Annotated in this window: 17 protein-coding genes; 6 read left to right on the top strand and 11 right to left on the bottom strand. The window is 43.1% G+C overall.

The window, feature by feature from the left end:
• Positions 1–130: 130 nt before the first annotated feature.
• From LC653_RS13385 to LC653_RS13365, 5 genes are all read left to right on the top strand, one after another.
• Positions 131–604 carry a calcium-binding protein gene (locus LC653_RS13385; RefSeq protein WP_308189082.1) on the top strand — a complete coding sequence of 158 codons (474 nt, stop codon included), beginning with the start codon at positions 131–133 and terminating at the stop codon, positions 602–604.
• 330 nt (positions 605–934) lie between these two features.
• Complete coding sequence (locus LC653_RS13380; RefSeq protein WP_229494944.1) at positions 935–1,936, top strand: NAD-dependent epimerase/dehydratase family protein; 1,002 nt, start codon at positions 935–937, stop codon at positions 1,934–1,936.
• Between the two features lie 109 nt (positions 1,937–2,045).
• Positions 2,046–3,095, top strand: a complete 1,050-nt coding sequence (locus LC653_RS13375) for an SGNH/GDSL hydrolase family protein (RefSeq protein ID WP_229494943.1) — start codon at positions 2,046–2,048, stop codon at positions 3,093–3,095.
• A gap of 546 nt (positions 3,096–3,641) precedes the next feature.
• Positions 3,642–4,196: an EF-hand domain-containing protein gene (locus LC653_RS13370; RefSeq protein ID WP_229494942.1), complete on the top strand. Its 555-nt coding sequence runs from the start codon at positions 3,642–3,644 to the stop codon at positions 4,194–4,196.
• Between the two features lie 165 nt (positions 4,197–4,361).
• On the top strand, positions 4,362–4,898 hold the full coding sequence (locus LC653_RS13365) for a hypothetical protein (RefSeq protein WP_229494941.1): 537 nt from the start codon (positions 4,362–4,364) through the stop codon (positions 4,896–4,898).
• Positions 4,899–5,014: 116 nt separating this feature from the next.
• Here the strand turns inward: LC653_RS13365 and LC653_RS13360 are convergent, their stop codons facing one another.
• Positions 5,015–6,241 carry a cytochrome P450 gene (locus tag LC653_RS13360; RefSeq protein ID WP_229494940.1) on the bottom strand — a complete coding sequence of 409 codons (1,227 nt, stop codon included), beginning with the start codon at positions 6,239–6,241 and terminating at the stop codon, positions 5,015–5,017.
• A gap of 930 nt (positions 6,242–7,171) precedes the next feature.
• On the opposite strand from LC653_RS13360, the gene LC653_RS13355 reads away from it, so the two are divergent.
• The gene (locus tag LC653_RS13355) at positions 7,172–11,617 is read left to right on the top strand and encodes a nitric oxide synthase oxygenase (protein ID WP_229494939.1); all 4,446 of its coding nucleotides are present in this window, start codon (positions 7,172–7,174) and stop codon (positions 11,615–11,617) included.
• Between the two features lie 292 nt (positions 11,618–11,909).
• Here the strand turns inward: LC653_RS13355 and LC653_RS13350 are convergent, their stop codons facing one another.
• The 10 genes from LC653_RS13350 to LC653_RS13305 all read right to left on the bottom strand — a co-directional run bounded on the left by LC653_RS13350 (position 11,910) and on the right by LC653_RS13305 (position 19,173).
• The gene (locus LC653_RS13350; protein WP_229494938.1) at positions 11,910–13,076 is read right to left on the bottom strand and encodes a calcium-binding protein; all 1,167 of its coding nucleotides are present in this window, start codon (positions 13,074–13,076) and stop codon (positions 11,910–11,912) included.
• Between the two features lie 219 nt (positions 13,077–13,295).
• Positions 13,296–13,856: a WGR domain-containing protein gene (locus LC653_RS13345; RefSeq protein WP_229494937.1), complete on the bottom strand. Its 561-nt coding sequence runs from the start codon at positions 13,854–13,856 to the stop codon at positions 13,296–13,298.
• 13 nt (positions 13,857–13,869) lie between these two features.
• Entirely contained in the window at positions 13,870–14,208 is a 339-nt protein-coding gene (locus LC653_RS13340; protein WP_229494936.1) for a hypothetical protein, read from the bottom strand.
• A 96-nt stretch (positions 14,209–14,304) separates the two neighbouring features.
• Complete coding sequence (locus LC653_RS13335) at positions 14,305–15,930, bottom strand: AAA family ATPase (protein ID WP_229494935.1); 1,626 nt, start codon at positions 15,928–15,930, stop codon at positions 14,305–14,307.
• Entirely contained in the window at positions 15,927–16,085 is a 159-nt protein-coding gene (locus LC653_RS13330; protein ID WP_229494934.1) for a hypothetical protein, read from the bottom strand. Before LC653_RS13330 ends, LC653_RS13335 begins: the two co-directional genes overlap by 4 nt.
• Positions 16,086–16,230: 145 nt before the next feature.
• Positions 16,231–16,443 (bottom strand): DUF2997 domain-containing protein, encoded by a 213-nt coding sequence (locus tag LC653_RS13325; protein WP_229494933.1) that lies wholly within the window; start codon positions 16,441–16,443, stop codon positions 16,231–16,233.
• Positions 16,444–16,445: 2 nt separating this feature from the next.
• The gene (locus tag LC653_RS13320) at positions 16,446–16,889 is read right to left on the bottom strand and encodes a DUF1257 domain-containing protein (protein WP_229494932.1); all 444 of its coding nucleotides are present in this window, start codon (positions 16,887–16,889) and stop codon (positions 16,446–16,448) included.
• A gap of 109 nt (positions 16,890–16,998) precedes the next feature.
• Positions 16,999–18,072 (bottom strand): hypothetical protein, encoded by a 1,074-nt coding sequence (locus LC653_RS13315; protein ID WP_229494931.1) that lies wholly within the window; start codon positions 18,070–18,072, stop codon positions 16,999–17,001.
• Between the two features lie 294 nt (positions 18,073–18,366).
• The gene (locus LC653_RS13310) at positions 18,367–18,852 is read right to left on the bottom strand and encodes a hypothetical protein (protein ID WP_229494930.1); all 486 of its coding nucleotides are present in this window, start codon (positions 18,850–18,852) and stop codon (positions 18,367–18,369) included.
• Between the two features lie 24 nt (positions 18,853–18,876).
• Entirely contained in the window at positions 18,877–19,173 is a 297-nt protein-coding gene (locus LC653_RS13305; RefSeq protein ID WP_229494929.1) for a hypothetical protein, read from the bottom strand.
• Positions 19,174–19,257 lie beyond the last annotated feature (84 nt).

Genomic DNA, 19,257 nt, shown 5'->3' with positions numbered 1-19,257 from the left:
TCGAGTACTTCAAACGATGTTGCCTCTGGTTTTAAACTTTTTCTTGCCAAGTTTTTGCACCATTATTTCGCTACAAGGTCAAGATTACAGGATTTCCGCTCTTCTCTAGTAAGTTTTGCCACGCTAGGACATTATTAATGGACTCAACGCGCAAGATACCATTTTCGGTAATGCTGGCAATGATAACCTTGTGGGTGACAATGGGGACGATTTACTCGATGGCGGTACTGGTAACGATACCCTTTTAGGCGGTAACGGTCAAGACACACTCTCTGGTGATGCTGGTAATGACCGTTTAATTGGTGGTAACGGTCAAGATTTACTTGTTGGTGGTGCGGGTAACGATTTCCTCGACGGTGACAAGGCAAATGATAACTTAACTGGCGGTACTGGTAGTGATACTTTTGTGTTGGAGAAAGCCGCAGGTCGGGAAACGATTACTGATTTTAGTTTAGGTGAGGGCGACAAAATCGGTTTGTCTGGCTTAAGTTTTAGTCAGTTGTCTTTCGCTGCTAATGAGATTCGTTTAGGCAATCAAACTTTAGCGATTCTGACTGGCTTTGATACGACGACACTGACACAAAACAACTTTACTTCTGTTTAGGTCTTTTGGGTGGGCAAATGTTTGCCCACTCGACAAATTGATTAGGTGCATCCAAGAACAACTTTGATGTATTGGCTTGCACCTTGATTGCATCGACTTGCACATTAGTTACATTGGGTTGCATCTCTGTGGATTGGAATTCTCGCTGGAAACTTTGAACGAGGTTTTTTGATTACTTTAGGATTTGTTCTGCCCTGTCCTAGACTTGCTAGAGTGATATTGAACGATGGTGGGAGATTGTTTGTAGTAGCTACTTCATGGTTAGTCTACACTCTGAACAAATGCTATTTTATAAATATTGAAAAGCTTGATTAGCTACAACTTTCAAATATGTCAGACCACAAAGAATTTTCATCCGAAAAAAGCTCTTCCGTTAAAAATATTTTGATTATAGGTGCAATCGGTTATATTGGTGGAGCGCTGTGCCAGAAGTTTTCTCAGACAGAAGATTTTGCCGTATCAGCACTTGTGCGTTCAAGTAGTGATATTGAGCGTATAAAGCCTTTATGCAAGGAAATAATCCGCTCTCAAAAGGTAGAAATTTCTAGCAATGATATTGTGCAAGTAATTCGCAAGCACAATATTACAACGGTAATTAATGTAGCGTGGCACATGCCCCTAGAATCAACCAAAGAAGCTCAATTCGCTTTTGATCGTATACCATTAGAAGCTGCTTTACACGGTGCTAGTGCAGTTTCACCAGATATTCATGTAATTACAACCAGTGGAAATTTCTCTTTGATTACCGCCAATGGAGGACGAATAACAGAAATACCTCCGCCACTCGGTTATACACTGCCCGAATATTTAGTATGTCTTGACTTACTAGCAGGTGTAAATGTTTTGAAAGATGGGCTAGTAGAAGAATACATCAGTAATGGAGGTAACGCCTCGATTGTGTATCCTTCATCAGTGTATGGTTCGGCACCAACTCGTGGCGGTTTCTGGGATTTTGCAATTCAGCAGTTCATTACAGGCAAACCACACCAGGGCTTTGAGCCATTTCCACCAGATTTTATGACAGCGTGGATTCATGTTGAAGATTTAGCAGACTGCTACATTGCCGCAGCACGAAAAAGCTCCAAAGGAGGACATTACCTTGCTGCACCTGAAAATTTGAGTGTTAGCCAGGTGGCAACTTTGTTTGCCCAGGCTGCGAAAGTAGAATTTATGGTGCCAGTTTTTGAAAACAAAGACAAAGTTATATTTGATGATTCACATACTAGAGAAGTACTTCAACTTCAATGGAAATATAAAGTGGCTCTGGAAGTGAAAGGTTGGGTAGAGAGAATAAAAGAGTTAGAAACTTATTTTTTAGAGAAAATAAAGTGATAGAATTGCCACACTTGTAGTTTATAGCATTTAAAAACTATGGTGGTGGATTAAAAGTAAAGGTTACACCTTAGAACATAATTTTGAATATGGGGAAACGCATTTATCTATGCTGAAAAATATTCCTTTGAAAACATTTGCTACTGCCGCAGTAAGTAGTGCGGCTTTTTTATGTGTAAGTGTTAATAACGCTACTGCCGCTGATTTCAACTCCATTTCCCGTATTTATGCTTTTGGTGATAGCTATTCAGATAATGGGGCAGCACTTGAGATTACAACAGCAGCAGTCAAAGCTGGAGTGCCTGGAGCATTTATATTCCCCCGATTGGATGTATATGACTCTGAGGGTCGATGGACAAATAACCCCGGATTAACTTCAGTTGAGGTACTGGCAAAACAAGAAAATTTACAGTTAACAGATTATGCTGTAGGTGGTGCAAAAAGCGGTAATGGTAATTTAAGTACCTGGCTTGATCAATATCAAGATACAGGTTTATTCGGTCAAATCGAACAATATAAAACAGAAGTTAATCGCGTGGTAGATTCTAAAGCGTTATACTTCATTTTTATATCTACAAATGACTTATCAGAAAGGTTTTTTTATAATCAGACTGGTTCGGTCGATGCACTAGCTGATACTGCTGTTAACAATATTGCTTCTGGAATATCACAACTTGCAGCGGTAGGTGCAGAACAGTTTTTTGTCGTAAATTCGACAGATTTAGCTGCATTACCGCTTTTCGAGCAATACTCCAAAGAGGCAGTTAACTTTAGAGATGTTATCAATGAAAGTCTTCCCGGTCAACTCGACACCCTGAATAAACAATTAGGTGTTGAAATAGCGCTGTATGACCATGTTGCAATTAGCAACAAAATTCGCTCTACCCCAGCGACATTTGGTTTTACCAATATAAATGATGCCTGCAAACTTTTATACACCACTGGAGGGTTGGAGCCTGGTTGTTCAACACCTGATAATTATTATTACTTCGACGAGATTCATCCTACTCGTCGTGTACATCAAATCATTGGTGAAGATATGGCCAATTTCTTAGATGCACAGAAAACACCAAGTGTTCCTGAACCATCAAATGTTGTAGCTCTGATATCTTGTATAGGTATAATAAGTTTACTACGGCGTAAAGTTCATAGTAGCTAAGGGTATCACCGTGCCAAAGTGGGTTTCATTGTACGCGCTTGTCCCAACTTATATAACCTCGCTCCCTATCCCCAGGCTGGAAAGCAGGGCAACCATGACAACGTAGAATTTGCTATCCAATAGTCAAAAAAAGTACAGTAAAGCCCCGTAAAGAAAAAGCAAAATCTGCTTAATTTTAAAGATTTTCATCTTTGAAGGTTGTGTTTTATCAACTCAGCACTGCGCTGGGTCGTTTCTTGTTGCTTAGTCTAGTCAGGAGCGCGAAACTCAGAAGGTTCATTCTATAAAGTCTAAAAACCAAGGTTTTAGTTCCTGGAAACATCTTAAATCCGTATTCTTATTTTTTAGAAATTTAGTTTCGCACCGAAAACTAGTCCAAACTCCAGTAATTGAGCAGGGAGAGGCTATCTTTCAAAGGACGATCTCTGATTTTCGTAACCTAGCAGACACACATTTAGAAATTCTTAATCCTTGATTGACAGAACATTAAGTTGTATACCATATTGCATTTCCTATATAGTAAATACGTGATGTCACATAAACCGGATGAACGATTTCCTGGATCGTAAACTCTCCCAACGCTTTCGCACCTTTGACGATGATCGCAATGGCTTTATTGAGCGGATCGACTTCGAGATGTCGGTTGCGCGTCTGGCTGAAGAATTCGGTCACCAATCTGAATCTCCTGCCCGACAACGGCTGCTCGATCTTAGCTTAGGACTTTGGGAACACTTGCTTCAAGTCGCCGACACAAACACCATACGCAGCATCAGCGAGGCCGAGTACAAAGCAGCATTTACGTTGGGACTGCTAGAAACCACCGAAACATTTGACCAGGGCTACATGCCTTTGCTTTGCGCCATTATGGATATCGTTGACCAAGATCGCGATGGTAAGCTTACTGTCACTGATGAGATCCGCTGGACTGGTGCTATGATGCACCTATCCGAGCGAGATGCCCGCGAGGTATTCCGCCGCCTTGACCAGGACGCGGATGGATTCATCTCCACTCGTGAACTACTCGAAGCCATCCGCGCTTTTTACTTCGACAACTCGCCTGATTCTCCTGGCTACCGGCTGCTTGGCCCTTTAGATTTATAACCCCTGAAAAACTGCAACAGGCTCATGCGTGTCGAATTTGTGAAAGATTGTGTTTCCTGACGCCGAGTTTTACCGAGTACCTGATACTTGATGTTCAAGTTTTTAAATTTGGAGTTGGAAATCTAGGTTTCACATTGATTGTTCTGTGGAAAAGGAAGAATAAAAATGCACAAACTTATGTTTTTAAAAGTTTTGTTATTCGCTGCTGTTTTTCTTAGCACAGCAAACTCAACGGTTTCGGCGTTCAATGGAGTTAATCAATTTCTATTTAATATTGTTGTTAACAAGTTAACGTTTATATCCGAGAATGAATCAATATTAAAACGTCAGCCTACACCTGTTAAGGTGGTGGATGAACATCTGAGGGCATTGAACGCTTGTTCATTAGATCGGCTCATGGCTCAGTATCCAAACAAAGCTGAGGTTCATCTGCCTGATGGTGTCGTAATTAAAGGGCGGACGCAGTTACAAACACTAGTTGCAGACTTCGTTAAGTCTCGTGAGCAAGGCGGTTTATGCGGCCTTACCTTTACTCCTGAGTATGTCAGCCAAGTTGATCAAACAATTAATGTTCAGTGGCGGGCTGAAGCTCCTTTCTTAGCAGAACCCTATCGCGGTTCTGACGCTTATGTGACGAGTAATGGGTTAATGTATGCACAGGTAACTACGTTTAAAGCGTCAGACCTCAAGTTTAAACCTTAGAAAGTATTAAAATAATCGCCATACAACGGGAGATGTAGCTTGTAAAGTTTATTTACCATGCGGTTGATTTCAGTTGCTCTGACTTAATATTGCATTGCTTGCACCAAAGGCTCACTCTAGGGCTTGAAAGCTACAGGCATTGATTTCATACCTCGCAACGCTGGGTTTTCATGCCATTCTATCTGATCCGTATCCAAGCAAAGATTACGAAAGCGGCGGACAATGGTATTAATGGCAATTTGTGCCTCAAGCCTGCCAAGGGATGCACCGAGGCAAAAATGGGTTCCTTTTCCAAATGCCAAGTGTGGGTTTTCTGAGCGTGTAATATCTAATTTATCGGGTTCTAAGAATTGCTCAGGGTCACGGTTGGCAGCACCAATCATCAGAAACAAGCGTTGCCCTTTGCTAATTTGTTTGCCATCGATTTCGAGATCCTCAACTGCTAGGCGGGCCTGGCGTTGAACTGGGCTATCATAACGCAAAAACTCTTCTACAGTAGTTGTGATTAGCGAAGGGTCATCCTTTAACTTTTGCATCTGATTGGGATTTTTGAGTAAAGCAAGTAAGCCGTTAGCAATCAAGTTGGTGGTAGTTTCATGACCCGCAAAAGTTAAGAAAATGCAATTTGATAAAAGTTCGTCTTCATCAAGCGAATTTTCTTTTTCTTGTGCAAAAATGAGGTTACTTATGAGATCATCTTGGGGAGCATGACGGCGTTCTTCTTTGATGTGGCGGAAGTATTCGGTCATTTCGATAATACTTTGTTTAGCGCTAGTCAAAACGTAAGGATTCATGCGGAACATACCAAAAAATCTTGCCAAATCAGATGACCATTTCTTAATCTGTTCGTGGTCTTCAGGCTTTGCACCAAGCATTTGGGCAATGACAATTGCGGGCATTGGATAAGCTAAATCATGAATAATATCTATCTGACCCCGCTCATATACAGCATCGATTAGTTCGTTTACTAGTGCCTGAATTCGCTCTGCCATGCTGTTAATCATACTAGGAGTGAATGCCTTGTTAAAAAGTCCACGTAGACGTGTGTGTTCTGGAGGGTCACAAAATAGAATCCATTTTGATAAAGTTTCAAGCAGGGGAAGTATTTTCTGTTGCTCTGATTCTGGTAATTTACTAATAGGCGGACGCTTGGCCGAAATACGTCTGTCTTGCATAGCAGCTGCAACATCTTTATAACGCATCAGATACCAGCCCCCAAAAAAATCACTCCAATAAACAGGATCTTCTAATAAAATACGGCGGTAGGTAGGATAGGGATTGGCCAGTACTTCTGGAGCAGTTAGATTGTATCGGTCTTGTTCTGGATTAGTTGGTGACATCATAGGTTAGAAGGTTAGATTTTAGAAGTAATTAAGGATATGACTTAATAATTCTATATTTCGTAGCATTCTAGAGCAAAAGCAAGATTCCGCTATTAAACCGTCAGGTCTTCATGAAGACCCAAGTTCCGCCTCCCCTACTGCCCAAAATGAAAAATCTTTAACTGAAGCGATTGCCATTCGGGACAGTGGCAAAGCCAATCGCAGATCAGAAAATAGAACCGAGTCGTTCCTGTGCTGAGTTGATGACTGAAAACGCAGTTTCGGGTGTTCGCAAAGCGTCTCGTAGAGAAGCAATGTAAGCCGATCATGAAGGCTACTGTTCCATCGCGCCCGTTACGCAAAATGAAAAATGGTCAAGTGAGGCGCTCGCTGCTGTTTTTAAGTACTTTTACCAGTCAAAATCTAAATGATATCAAAATATCAGGTCATACCAATTCACAATTCGCAAGCCGCAATGACGCTCCTACGTCGCTCTAAGCGAAGCCATGCCGAAGGCTTTACGCTGCGCTAACGCAATTAAAAAACTTAGATGCAGTAAGGCTTTCAGGGTTTACATCTGCATCAAATTTTTCGTGAAATGGTATCAGTTCTGTTCCATATCGTTTGACCTTAATGTAGCGCATTGACAGGAAAAACATCCTGATTAAATGATTAACAAAAGTAGGAAAAGTGGGAAAAGTATGATTTGTTAAAAAAATCAAGTAATTTCACTTAAGAGAGCTTGCGTAATCAAGCTAAAAAACATATATTCATTGTGCGCGTAGATTGCAAGCAAATAAATCTCAGTTAGTGGCAAAAGGGAAAAGGGGAAAAGCAGGGAGGAGGCGATGTTTTTTGGAGGCTCACATATATTCAGGCTAGATTTGACCTTGTTTTTTCGGAACCAATTGCAAACGCTTAGTTCAATTACTTTTTTTCAATTTCCATAATATGCATGATAACCAGTCTCACAATAATCAACAAATTATCCATTTAACCGAAGTCTCTGCTACTGACTTTCCTGCTGACAATGCTTATAAGTACAAATGCCGTGTGCAGATCGTGCCCAACGATGGTGATACTTTGTTGCAAAAGGATTTGTTTGTGCGTATGCAGCCTAGCTGGTTGGTGGAATTAAAGAATAAAGGCGACTGCACGATTTCCATTACACTCTGTTACCGGAAAGGAGATATTAGTAATCCTTGGCAAGATGCTGGAACAGTTACGTTTGCAACACAGGAATCTTTTCAGGGAGATCGGAACGCGGATCTAGAGTTTCCGATCGCAACCTGGAGCCAAGCACCACAGCTAAAGCTAAAAGTACGTTTAACCCACAGTACAAGTGAAGGCGGTAGCAGTACTGTTACTATATTTGGCAGACAAAAGAATTCTCGTTGGCTTGGCACTCAAGATAATCACAATGGTAAGGCTGAGGCTGAACTGCCGCAACCCACTCCTCTAACGCTACAGGAGGAAGTGCTTGTTAAAGACGCATGGAACAAGCTAAGAGCGTGGAAAGAACTCCAGATGGAAAAGTTTTTCAAGCGTCTGTTGCTAGAAGAACCAGACCTAGAGTATCTGTTTGGAGAAGCGATCGACAGCATGGCAGACTTCTTCTATGAACTATTCGATTGCTGTATTCACCAACTTCAGCCTGAAACTCAAAATATTATTGCAGAACCGCTGATGGGTGTACCACCAGAGCGATCACATGGCTTCAAGACCGTTGAGGAGTACGGAAAGTTTTTTGCAGATGTAGGAATGCGTCCTCACCACTGGGTAAAGGCACGGCAGATTTGGATGTGGATGTTGCCGTCGATTCCCTACCTGGAAGAGTATGATCGCGAGGAGCTGAAAAAAGGCGCGAACTCTGCCCTGTACAAGTTTTTTAACACGCATATAATCCTGCCAATGGCGCAGGCAGTGCAGCGGTATGAAAACGCTTTGCCGCCGGAACTACTACACCAGATGGCAGCTTCCTGGTCGGTGTTCAGCCAGAACAAGCAGCAGATGGGCATGGAGTTCTACCAAATTCTGTTTGAGAAATATCCCTTTGTGCTGCCGATTTTTGGACGGGCAGATATGGATTATCTGTCGCTGCATTTGTTTCAGGCATTGGAGTTTCTGGTGCGCTGTCTGCAAAGTGGCAGCAGCGATGAGATATTACGAGAATTGCGAATTTTGGGACAGGTTCACAGCTTTGCCGATGTGCCATCTTGTGCGTATCCGGCGATCAGTGAAACGATGTTTGCCCTGTTTGAGCGGTATGTGCCCAACCTGACACCAGAGCTAAGGCAGGGATGGGCAACCTTGCTTGATCGCGTCATCAACACGATCAAATTGCCGATGCTCAATAAAGAGCGATTGTTGAAAAAAGCGAAGCAATTCCTTGATCTAATTTCGTTGGAACAGGCATGGGAACCCGAAGATAAAGAGCGACGCTGGAAAGAAATTCGTGAGGAAGTGAAAGCGACGGGAACCTATACCCACACCTATGAGGAACTGGCGTATGGGACTCAAGTGGCATGGCGGAATGCCTCTAAGTGTGTGGGACGGATTGCTTGGAACAATATGGTGGTGCGCGATCGCCGCCACGTCACTAACCCCGATGAAATGTTTCGGGAGCTTCAAGAACACGTCCAATTCGCTACCAACGGCGGCAATCTCCAGATTACGATGACCGTCTTCCGTCCCAAGCAACCAAAAGAACGCTGGGGTACGCGGATCTGGAATTCCCAACTCTATCGCTATGCCGCGTATGAGCAACCCGACGGCAGAATCTTGGGCGATCCAGCAAACCTGGATTTGACCAAAGCTATCATCAAATTTGGCTGGCAACCACCAGAATCACGCACAGCTTACGACATTCTGCCACTGGTAATTGAGCCTGGCGAGCAAGAACCCAAGATGTATCACTGGAACCGGGATGAAGTGCTAGAGGTCGAAATTGAGCATCCCAGTATTCCAGAGTTTAAGTTGCTGGGTATGCGCTGGTATGCCATCCCTGCGATCAGCAACTTCTCTGTCCACATCGGCGGGCTTAACTACGGCTGCATCCCATTCAACGGCTGGTACATGGGCACCGAAATCATGCGGGACTTTCTCGATGAATACCGCTACAACATGATGGAGGACATTGCCAAAGTCCTGAAGTTGGACACCAGTTCCGAGCAAACTTTGTGGCGTGATCGGGTCGCTCTCGAACTTAACATTGCTGTCCTTTATTCCTTCCAGAAAGCGAAGGTAACGATGGTCGATCACCAAACCGCATCTCGTCAGTTCTTGACTCACGATTTACGTGAGAAGAAAGCAGGGCGCGAGTGTCCAGGTGACTGGGGCTGGGTCGTACCTGCTGCTGGTGGTAGTGCCTGTCCTGTATGGCATCACCAGATGCGCGACTTCTACCTAGAACCTGCTTATCACCATGCAGCCGATCGCTGGGCAGTCGAAGACGGCATTGACCTAGAGAAATTTATTGCGACGACTGATGAGGAGGGAGATAAGCGCGATCGCATCTTAATTCTCTATGCGTCTGAAACAGGTACAGCCGAAGGTTTTGCCCGTAAAGCAGCACGTCAATTGCAGCAATTTCGTCCCCAAGTCATGGCACTTGATGAATATAGCGTTGATACCCTTGCCTCTGAGAAACTAGTGCTAATCGTTACATCCACCTTTGGCGGTGGGGAAGTGCCGAGTAATGGCAAGCGATTTATGCAATGGTTAAAACAACAGCCCGCCAGTTCGCTCAATAATTTAAACTATTCTGTGCTGGGTATTGGCAGCACTGTGTATGAACATTTCTGTGCTGCTGGAATCTCCGTCGATAAAGCACTGGCGAAAGCAGGTGCAAGTTGCGTTGTGCCGCTACATAAAGGAGATGAGATTAAAGGACAAGCAGATACCTTTAAGCAGTGGCTAGGGCTGATTTCGCGTGTGTTAGGGGTAGATGAGACGGCGGGTGATGCAACAACTACCGCTGCACCTAAACTAACTGTGAGATTCTTAAGTGAAGCAGAAGCCGCAATTGCACCTATGGAGGTGAGTGGTAATCGGGACGTTCAAGTACCGCTCGTTGCCAATGATGAACTACTGCAAGAGGTGATTCCAGGCAGCCGTTCCACTCGTTACATTGTCTTTGACATTTCTGAGACTGATTTGCAGTATGAAACTGGCGATCACGTTGCCGTGCATCCCTGCAATCCACCGGGACTGGTAAATCGTCTGTGCGATCGCCTTCTGGTTGCTCCTAACATTTACTTCACCGCTCAGTATGTCACACCGGATGGTACAGAAACTGAAGACAAGCCTCCTATTGCGGTTCCAACCACTGTCGTTCAGTTACTTTCTGAGGAACTTGACCTCTCTTTGCGAGAACCCTTCAGCGATCTACTAGCGTACCTACATTCAGCCGCCCAAAATCCCCAAGACAAGCAACGGCTGGAAACTTGGTTAGAGATTTTGCGACAAGGGGAAGATCATCCCGACAGCATCACGCTCAAGAAAACTATTACAGACAATTTTATGAGCGTTGCCGATTTATTCGATGAGTTTCCCTCTGCACCAATCACCATAGAAGCTTTACTGGAGTTGTTACCGAAGCAAAAGCCGCGTCTCTACTCTATCTCCTCCTGTCCCTTACTTCATCCTAAACAAATTCAAATTACCGTTGGAGTGTTGCAAATCAAAACTGATGCAGGCAAAGTACGTCAGGGGCTGTGTTCCAACTATCTGGCTGGACTAGACCCAGGTTCAAAAGTTCGCATTAGCGTTCGCACTTCTGGCTTCCGTCCACCGACCGATCCGCAAGCACCAATGCTCATGGTTGGCCCTGGTACAGGCGTTTCACCGCTAATTGCCTTTCTTCAATATCGGCAAGCCTTGCAGCAGCAAGGAACACAATTGGGTGATGCTTGCCTGTATTTCGGTTGCCGGAATTACAGTGACTTTTTGTATGGCAAACAACTGACAACTTGGCACAATCAGGGCGTACTGTCTGGATTAGAAGTTGCCTTCTCGCGTCTGAGTGAGAAGAAAGTTTATGTTCAGGGCTTAATGCAAGAGAATGCGACTGAACTTTGGCAACTCCTCAACCATCCACAATGTCACTACTATGTCTGCGGTGATGCGAAAATGGCAGATGATGTGTTTGAAGTGTTTATGGCGATCGCCAAAACCGAGGGCAATCTCTCGCACATTGAAACCGTCGAATTTTTCGACAAAATGAAGCAGGAAAAACGTTTCCATACCGATGTCTGGGGTGTGCAGTTGAACTTTAAGCAAGCAATTCAACAGGTACAAAAAGACAACTACTCCAAGGCTGAAAAATGGCTAGAGCGGGTGAAGCAACCAACTGATGAATCGATAATTGCTGAGGAAACTCAAACAATCATGGTTTGAGGAAGAATTCACCAAGTCAGAATCAATTCTAGGGGGATTTAAACCCGCCCCTTCGGGTACTCCGAAGGATGAAGAGTGCTGAGTTCCGAGTGCTAAGTGCTGAGTTAAAAGACCACCCACAAGGGGTGGGGTATCAACTTACTCCTGAAAAAAAAGATTCCGCCCACAAGGGGCGGGGCTTTTACCAAGTACATAAGTACCTAGTAAGTTTCAATTTACTCAGCACTCAGTACTCAGCACTCAGTACTGAGTGTGGTAAACCACTAAATCTCTGATTTGGTGGGGGAGGATGTCATACTATCTGAATATCTAGACTTGCCACAAAACCAATAGGTCTATTTTCAAGAATGGCGAACCTAGATTCTTGGAAGAACAAAGAACCGTTTAGAGGATCATAACTAAAGTCACTGCCTTCTATAGCGCCAAACCCTGCTTGAGAAATCTGAATTTTGTCACCTTCAGTTGCTCTGAAGTCTTTGATCACGTCAACACCCTCGAAAACATTGGTGAAAACAAATTTATCTGTACCAAGCCCACCAGTGAGAACATCGTTACCACTTCCACCAGCAAGAATGTCATTACCACCGTTGCCAGAAAGTGTATCATTTCCTCCATTGCCAAATAAAAGGTTATTTTGCCTATCTCCAACAATGGTGTCACTTTGATTTGTACCTTTAACATTATCAAAGTTTATAAATGTGAATTCAATTGTGCCTATGTTAGGAACATTATTAATTACGAAACTTTGACTTTCAAGGTTAATGTTAACTGATGCATCTCCAACTAAAAGGGGTACTGAAGGAGCAATTGATGCATCTATAGTGTTATTTGCAGCACTAGCATCAACAACAAGCTTTTCAAAATTGACAAGGAAATCTCTACCTAATCCGCCACTTTTTTGAAGAGTTCCATCAATAAAGATGGTTGTGTTTACACTTATTTTGCTGTAATCAGCCGTATCAGTACCATCTCCACCATTTAAGGTATCATTGCCTGCACTACCTCTAATAATGTCATTGCCGCCGCTACCAGATAATTGATTGTCAACAGCATCACCAGTAATAGTGTCCTTTTGATTTGTACCAGTTACATTAACAAAATTTTTCACATTAACTGCAATTCGCGTTGAACCCCCAACTCTGATTTCTAGCCTTTCTTTAGATAAATCAGCTATTATTGATACATTTGTATTATCAGTAGTAGCATCAATACTATTAGCCTGTCCCGTTGCACCGATCAGGGTTTCAACTACATCTTGAAATGTGTCAGTTCCAATTGTACCTTTTTGGAAATCTGCTGGTTGAATTATTACAGGTTGTCCTAAGCCACTGTAATCAACAATATCGTTACCATCTCCACCAGTAATGGTAATATCATCGCCTGCACTAGCGATAATTCTGTCATCCCCAGCAGTTCCGATTAGAATATCGTCCCCATCAGTACCTGTAATTATTGCCATAATCTTGCTTTGCCTGTTTTTGAGTAACTGCTGTATAGTAACTTGTTATCGGCTGTATTTTTCTGGAAAAAATGTTGCAGAATATAGCTATTAACTAAGATTTCCCCAGGCAGACAATAACTCATCGCTCCTACTCCAGCAAATCCAGTCAACACTAGGGATGCGATTGCAGAAAAATCAAGAGTGTGGCAAGCTTTTCGCCAGTCACACTTTTTAAGCCTAAAGATGTCGCCAGAAGTTCTTACTGATAGTCTTGAGACTGACAACCTTGGGTTCTGTTGTTGCTTCAGGAGCATGACCAACAGCCACCGCAGCAACTTGTGGTGCAGGTGTCGTTAACAGAGAATTGAGTAATTCCATTTGATAATCGACATCTGCAACAGTACGGTAAATTCCGTGATAATCTATCTGCATTCCCAAAGGCGTAGGGACAATTTTCAAATACTCATTTAGGGCGTTAATATAGCCATCGTGAAAAATCCTATTAGCAATACAAGGACGGATAATATTCAACAATTGAATAGCTCGTCTAATGTCTGCAACACTGCGGCTAGCATCAATCTCTGGCTGACTTTCGCTGTAGCCTTTGGCTTTTTTTTCTGCTACCAGATTGTTGAATTTGCTAACGGCCCTTTGATAACTGACTAATTGGTGAACTTTGGTTTGCGCTTGATAACCAACTCGCCCCCACTGGACTGTCAAATTCCCATCTTCGACTTTGGCAGACCAGAATTTATTGCTGTTTCGGATAGCATCAACAAAGACTAAATAGATTTCCATGTTTCTTACCCTGTCAATTCACGGCTTGACGGGCATTGCCCCATCGAATTTGATGCTGTAAAGCTTCAAGTATCGTTTCTGCTTCCAGAGTTGTTAGTCCATTTAAAACAGAGCAGATATTACACCAATTCTCTTTGATAAAGCCGGGATCTGACAGTACATCTTCTAATGCCATTTCTACAGTATATTTATCTGGATTACTATGTTCTTGCATGAAGACATAGTTAGCCAGCGCCATCCGAAGTAAGAGTTTATCTTCTCTGTCTAACTTCTCCAAATACACACCATATTTATCAACCAGTTGGTCAATGATTGGAGTCTGCCCGTAATAAGTAACTAAGTCTGTCGTCATGTTTCTTCGCCTTATTAACTATGTTAATTGGTTGCTCTCAATTACTGAAATAAAGAGCGATCGTCCCCATAGAATCAGGAAACAATCGCTTTCTCATCAGTTCATGTTGCGAAACTTAGCAGCACGTAACGATTGAGTTTTCGCCGTCTGCACAACAGGACTACTAGCCCGTCGTGCGGTGGATGCCCAAGCCTGCATACGCTCAACTGCCGTCGCATCCTGAATTGCAAGCGGGGTAATGGTTTGACGGCAGGTTTCAAGGTCAGCAAGCGTTACCTGCTGCGGTCTACCCTCATCGAATGCCAGCAGTGCCGCTTCTGCTGCTAGAGTTTCCAATTCTGCACCAGAGAATTTCGCGGTATTAGCTGCGATCGCTTCGAGGTACTCTGATTCCAGGTGAATGCCAAAGCGTTGTAGATGAATCCCTAGAATCTGTACACGCTCTGGCTCTGTGGGCAAGTCAACAAAGAAAGCCTCATCAAACCTACCTTTGCGCTTAAACTCACTTGGTAGTGCTGATGGATCATTGCAGGTTGCAACTATAAATACCCCAGCAGTACACTCACTCATGAACGTAAGCAAAGTTCCAAGAATCCTTTGACTAACACCTGAAGTATCGCCCTGACCTGAAAGTGCTTTTTCGACCTCATCAATAAACAAGACACAAGGTGCGATCGCTTCTGCTGTTTTCAGTGCCCGTTTAACATTACCTTCAGATTCGCCAACTAGTGAACCTAGAAGGGACGCAATGTCGAGTTGCAGAAGTGGCAAATTGAGTATACTAGCAATGTTTTTGGCGCAGTGACTTTTACCCGTTCCGGGTGGCCCAGCTAGTAACACCCCTTTGGGTTGAGGCAAACTCAAGGCTACAGCTTCTTGGGTAAACAGCCGCCGCCGCCGATTTAGCCACTCTCGCAGTAAATCCAAACCGCCGAATGCGATTGTCGCAGGTTTACCTAACTCGATACCCATTTGAGACAGTAGCCGAGTTTTGTACTCGACGGCTTTGGGAATAAAATCAGCACCAACGACGACACCATCATTAGTTAAGTTTTCTTTGACTGTTAACCGAAGGAAATCACTAATTTCTTCTAGAGTTAAACCCAGCGCTGCACGAGAAAGAGTTTCAAATTCAGCATTTTCAAGGGAAACAGTAAAAGCTAATTCTTGCTCTCTAGCAGACTGTTGTAAGTCATGCAAATAAGAATTGAGATGAAGTAGTATTTGGTCAACTCCCGGCAGAGGAATTTCACAATAAGGAATTAAGCGTACAAATGACTCGTGTAATTGAATGTTTTGACCCAGCAGCACAATGCGTTTATCAGTCGGCTTGAGACGATGGTAGAGATTTTTTACCTTACTAACAATCTCCCAAGATAATGAAGGCGAATTCTTACCAATAAACGAGTGAATATCACCTAAGATAAAAACTCCATCACTACTAAAATTCGCAATGTAATCAAACACATATAACAATGGATCAGCGTGTTGCGGTTTCTTATACTCTGTAACTGGCTTAAACACCAATCCCCCATCTCCTGCGATTAAACATTGCTCTAAGGTTGATACCCCCAGATTCCAAAAAAACACTGGACTTGATAGCTTGTTAGATGCCTCTGTAGTCAGCCACTGAATAATCGTCGCTTCATCAGGAGACAGGACATCAACCGCAGCAATGGGGATTTGCGAATCGAGTGTGGAAAGCAGATTTGAGAGTTTCATTGTTTTTCAATTTGATAAGGTAATGGAGCTAGTTCATCGTGAGTATTAACAAGTCTCACGACTACTTCATAAACTTCGGCATCGCCGTCAAAAACTTCCGCTCTACCGTTGTTCTCTTGGTAGGCGATTGCGCTAACGATGGCATTCAACAGCACACACAACTATAAAGGTATTCGCTTTGATGATTACGGGTTGTCTTGGTTTTTGCTGGGCGTAAATGTGGGTGAAAGGATACTCTTTAGGTAGATACATAAAATTTCTTGGGGGAACCCAATCGTCACGGTTCCCCTTTTTCCTGATTTACTGCCGTAAGCGAGTAGAGTGAGTTGAAGTTGTACGAAGCTGTTGGGTTTGAGCTTCGTCTTTAAACGTGCGATCGCTCTCGCTGACAACTCCAAGTGCTTCCTCAAAGGGTTGCGTAGCCGATAAACAACTCAAACCCTCGAACCCCTCCGCTTCCACTCGAACTTCACCTGTAGCATTGTCGAAGTGAATCAAAACTGAACGTTCCATATTTATCTCCTTTGATATTGCTTAACTTCTTGATGTCCACTGAATGTAAGGCGTAGAGTTTGCACACTTCCGTTAGTTGATTCAGCGATCGCACATTCTCCAAATTGCTCTTGTAACTCGGCAGCCTTTGCCAGAACCATCCGCCGTCCGTAAGCAGGCATCAACTGACAGGCGTAGAACTTTCCTCCTAATTGCCTAATTACTTCGTACTCGTCCTGGATCATTTCGTATTCCGACCCATTCCACTTAAATCCCATATCTGCACGGGCTTTTATGGTGCGACCAGACACAATGATTTCAGCGCTTTGTCCTTGAGAGCCACCGTAGTATCCTTTTAGTGATTGTGCTGTTTCATGAACTTGCGGATTCAGTTTCAAATCTTGTAAAGCTTGTACCAGACATTCGCGGTTGGTGAGCTTGGTTTTAACTGTTGAGAAATGTGACATGAGAATTTTGTTCCTATAGTAGAAGTGCGGTATTGTTTTTGAGATGTGTACTGCATTTTTCGTTTAAGGTACTTAGTCTTGGGCGAATGCACCCGCCCAAGACTGTTTTTTACCGGAACTTGAACGACATCACGGTAGCTTTCGACAAGCCCACGTCGTCAGTCGCTAGCTGTTGGAGATTGCGCTGTTCGTCTAGGAGTTTGACCCTAATTTCTTCCATCTTTTGCTGTAATTGACTGCGCCCATCACTGGCAAGATTTTTTGACTCAATCGCCGGATCGGTGACAATTGAATCCAAATGCTCCATCATCTGCTGTAAACTGCTGCCAGCTTCCGGTGAGGCATTCGCCAGTAACACCCGCACTTTCATCAAATGTTTTTCCATCTTTTTTTTGAACTGCACCGGCTTACGTGCCGGCTCCCAATCGCTCAACTCTTCAAGGAGTTGCGCCGCCAGTTGTTCGCCACCAGCGATCGCTGATTCCCTTAATCGTTGCTCCAGATTTTGGTCATACTGTTGTATGAACTGTGTGATTTGGTCTAAACACTCAGCCTGTTGAGAGTCGAGTTGTTCAGAGAAGGCAGGAATAATCACTGGGCGACCAATGATTACCTGTAGATAATCCTCCAAGTCAGTGAGAGAGGGGAATGCTGTTAACAAATTAGCTTTGACTTCTTGTTGCTTGTCGTCAGGGAGTTCCCAGGCATTTAGCGAGAGGAATTTGTCAATCCGTTCTTGGTAATCTACAAGTCCTGACTCATAATCAACTTTTAGCTGATTACGCAGTCCAGGGGCGATATTATCTCTAATGTTGAGAAGTTGACTCCAAACGAGTGGAGCTAAATCAATCGGACAGACCCAATCACCAGTATCACTACTCATCCACTCTTGAACCGAAGCAATTTCTTGCCTCAATTGGGCAGCAGCTTCATCCAACTTCTTAAATACCTTGATACCCCGCAAACCAACTTCGGAATTTGTAACTTTAACGAGGTCTGATTCAATTTCAGAGACTTCAGCTTTTAGCACATCTGCCCATTTAGGCGCGGCAGATTTTGTACTTTTCTTTAACTGGATACGAAACCGAATACGGGTTTTATTTAACTGTGAGAAATTATGGCGTTCGATTACTGCATCAGTTAAAAAGGTTGCAGTAGCGGTGTTGTCGATTGCTTGTACCATTTCTGTCAATTCTCCAATTATTATTTTTCATTCCAGATGTAGCGAAGCTCTTTTACAGAGGCATATATTGGAAAGCTTCATACTCAACTAAAAACTGAAAACTAGACCATAACCCAGTAAATCCCTTCTTTACGAACCATGTAGGATGTACGTTTTATAGTTGCAGTTCCTAACTCGTGACTGTTTTTAAGCCGATGAATATTTTTGATAGTTCGGTAAACTATCTTTGTAGAGCCATTATTTTGCAATTTGATGAGACGTTTAACAACTGGTGGTTTATAGATTGACATGGTTTTAAAATAGTTGCAGTTGTTCAGAATTCTCTTCAGTCACAGATTTGTTACAGGTCATTCCTACTACTTCTTGACAACGGATTGCTAATTTAGTCCGGTTTAAAACTATGTCTGATTTCTTTTTATGCCCTGGGGTAGGTAAATGACCGAAGACATATCGGGGATTAGCACTTGTACCTGATTGACGCAAATACTGATATAACGCTGCATCAATTTGGTACACTTTTGATGGATTTAATAGCCTTGGCTCGTAAACAGGATTAAGTTCCATTTCTGTTACCCTGATTCTAATACATAAGAATGTTTGTGCCAACGCTTGAATTGCATCACCAAGTGTTAAATCCCCACTGTTAGCGCACAGGAAATTGAAGGTTTGAGGGTTTCGCTCTTTAAAATCTGCCAGCGCACCAAAAATTTGATCTAATTCTTCATGCACAGTTGCAGATGCTCTGCTATCAGAGAATAAAGCTTTTTCTAATGTCGTCATATTTCGTATGATTGGCGTAGCGAGTTAACTGTAAACTTTAAGTGATGGAGCTTTCCGCTTCAAATTCCCGTTACCATCGTCACCGTTAGTTTCTATCGTCGGTTGCTGAAAACATTCAGATTTCTTGCACTGGTATTGCCAATGATTAATCTGCGTCTTCTGGCGATGCTCTACAAGGACAATAATATTTCTGTATTTGGGGTCTTTTCCACTGATTAAATAAGCGTCACCCAGGGCATAAAATCCAGTTGAAATGTAATAGCGTTTATTTAACCTCATCAACGCATTCCAAGCTTCTGAATGTTGCTGAACTTTACTCATCGTTATGCTCCTAATTTCTTTCAATCTTTTAAACAAGAGCAGCATCTAATGCCTCACCATATTTGATGCTTTTTCCACCAATAC

It is taken from the genome of Nostoc mirabile CHAB5784 (assembly GCF_020829645.1).
GTDB lineage: Bacteria > Cyanobacteriota > Cyanobacteriia > Cyanobacteriales > Nostocaceae > Nostoc > Nostoc mirabile.
Note: the sequence above shows the minus strand (reverse complement) of the source record. Positions and strands in the feature narration are given on the sequence as shown.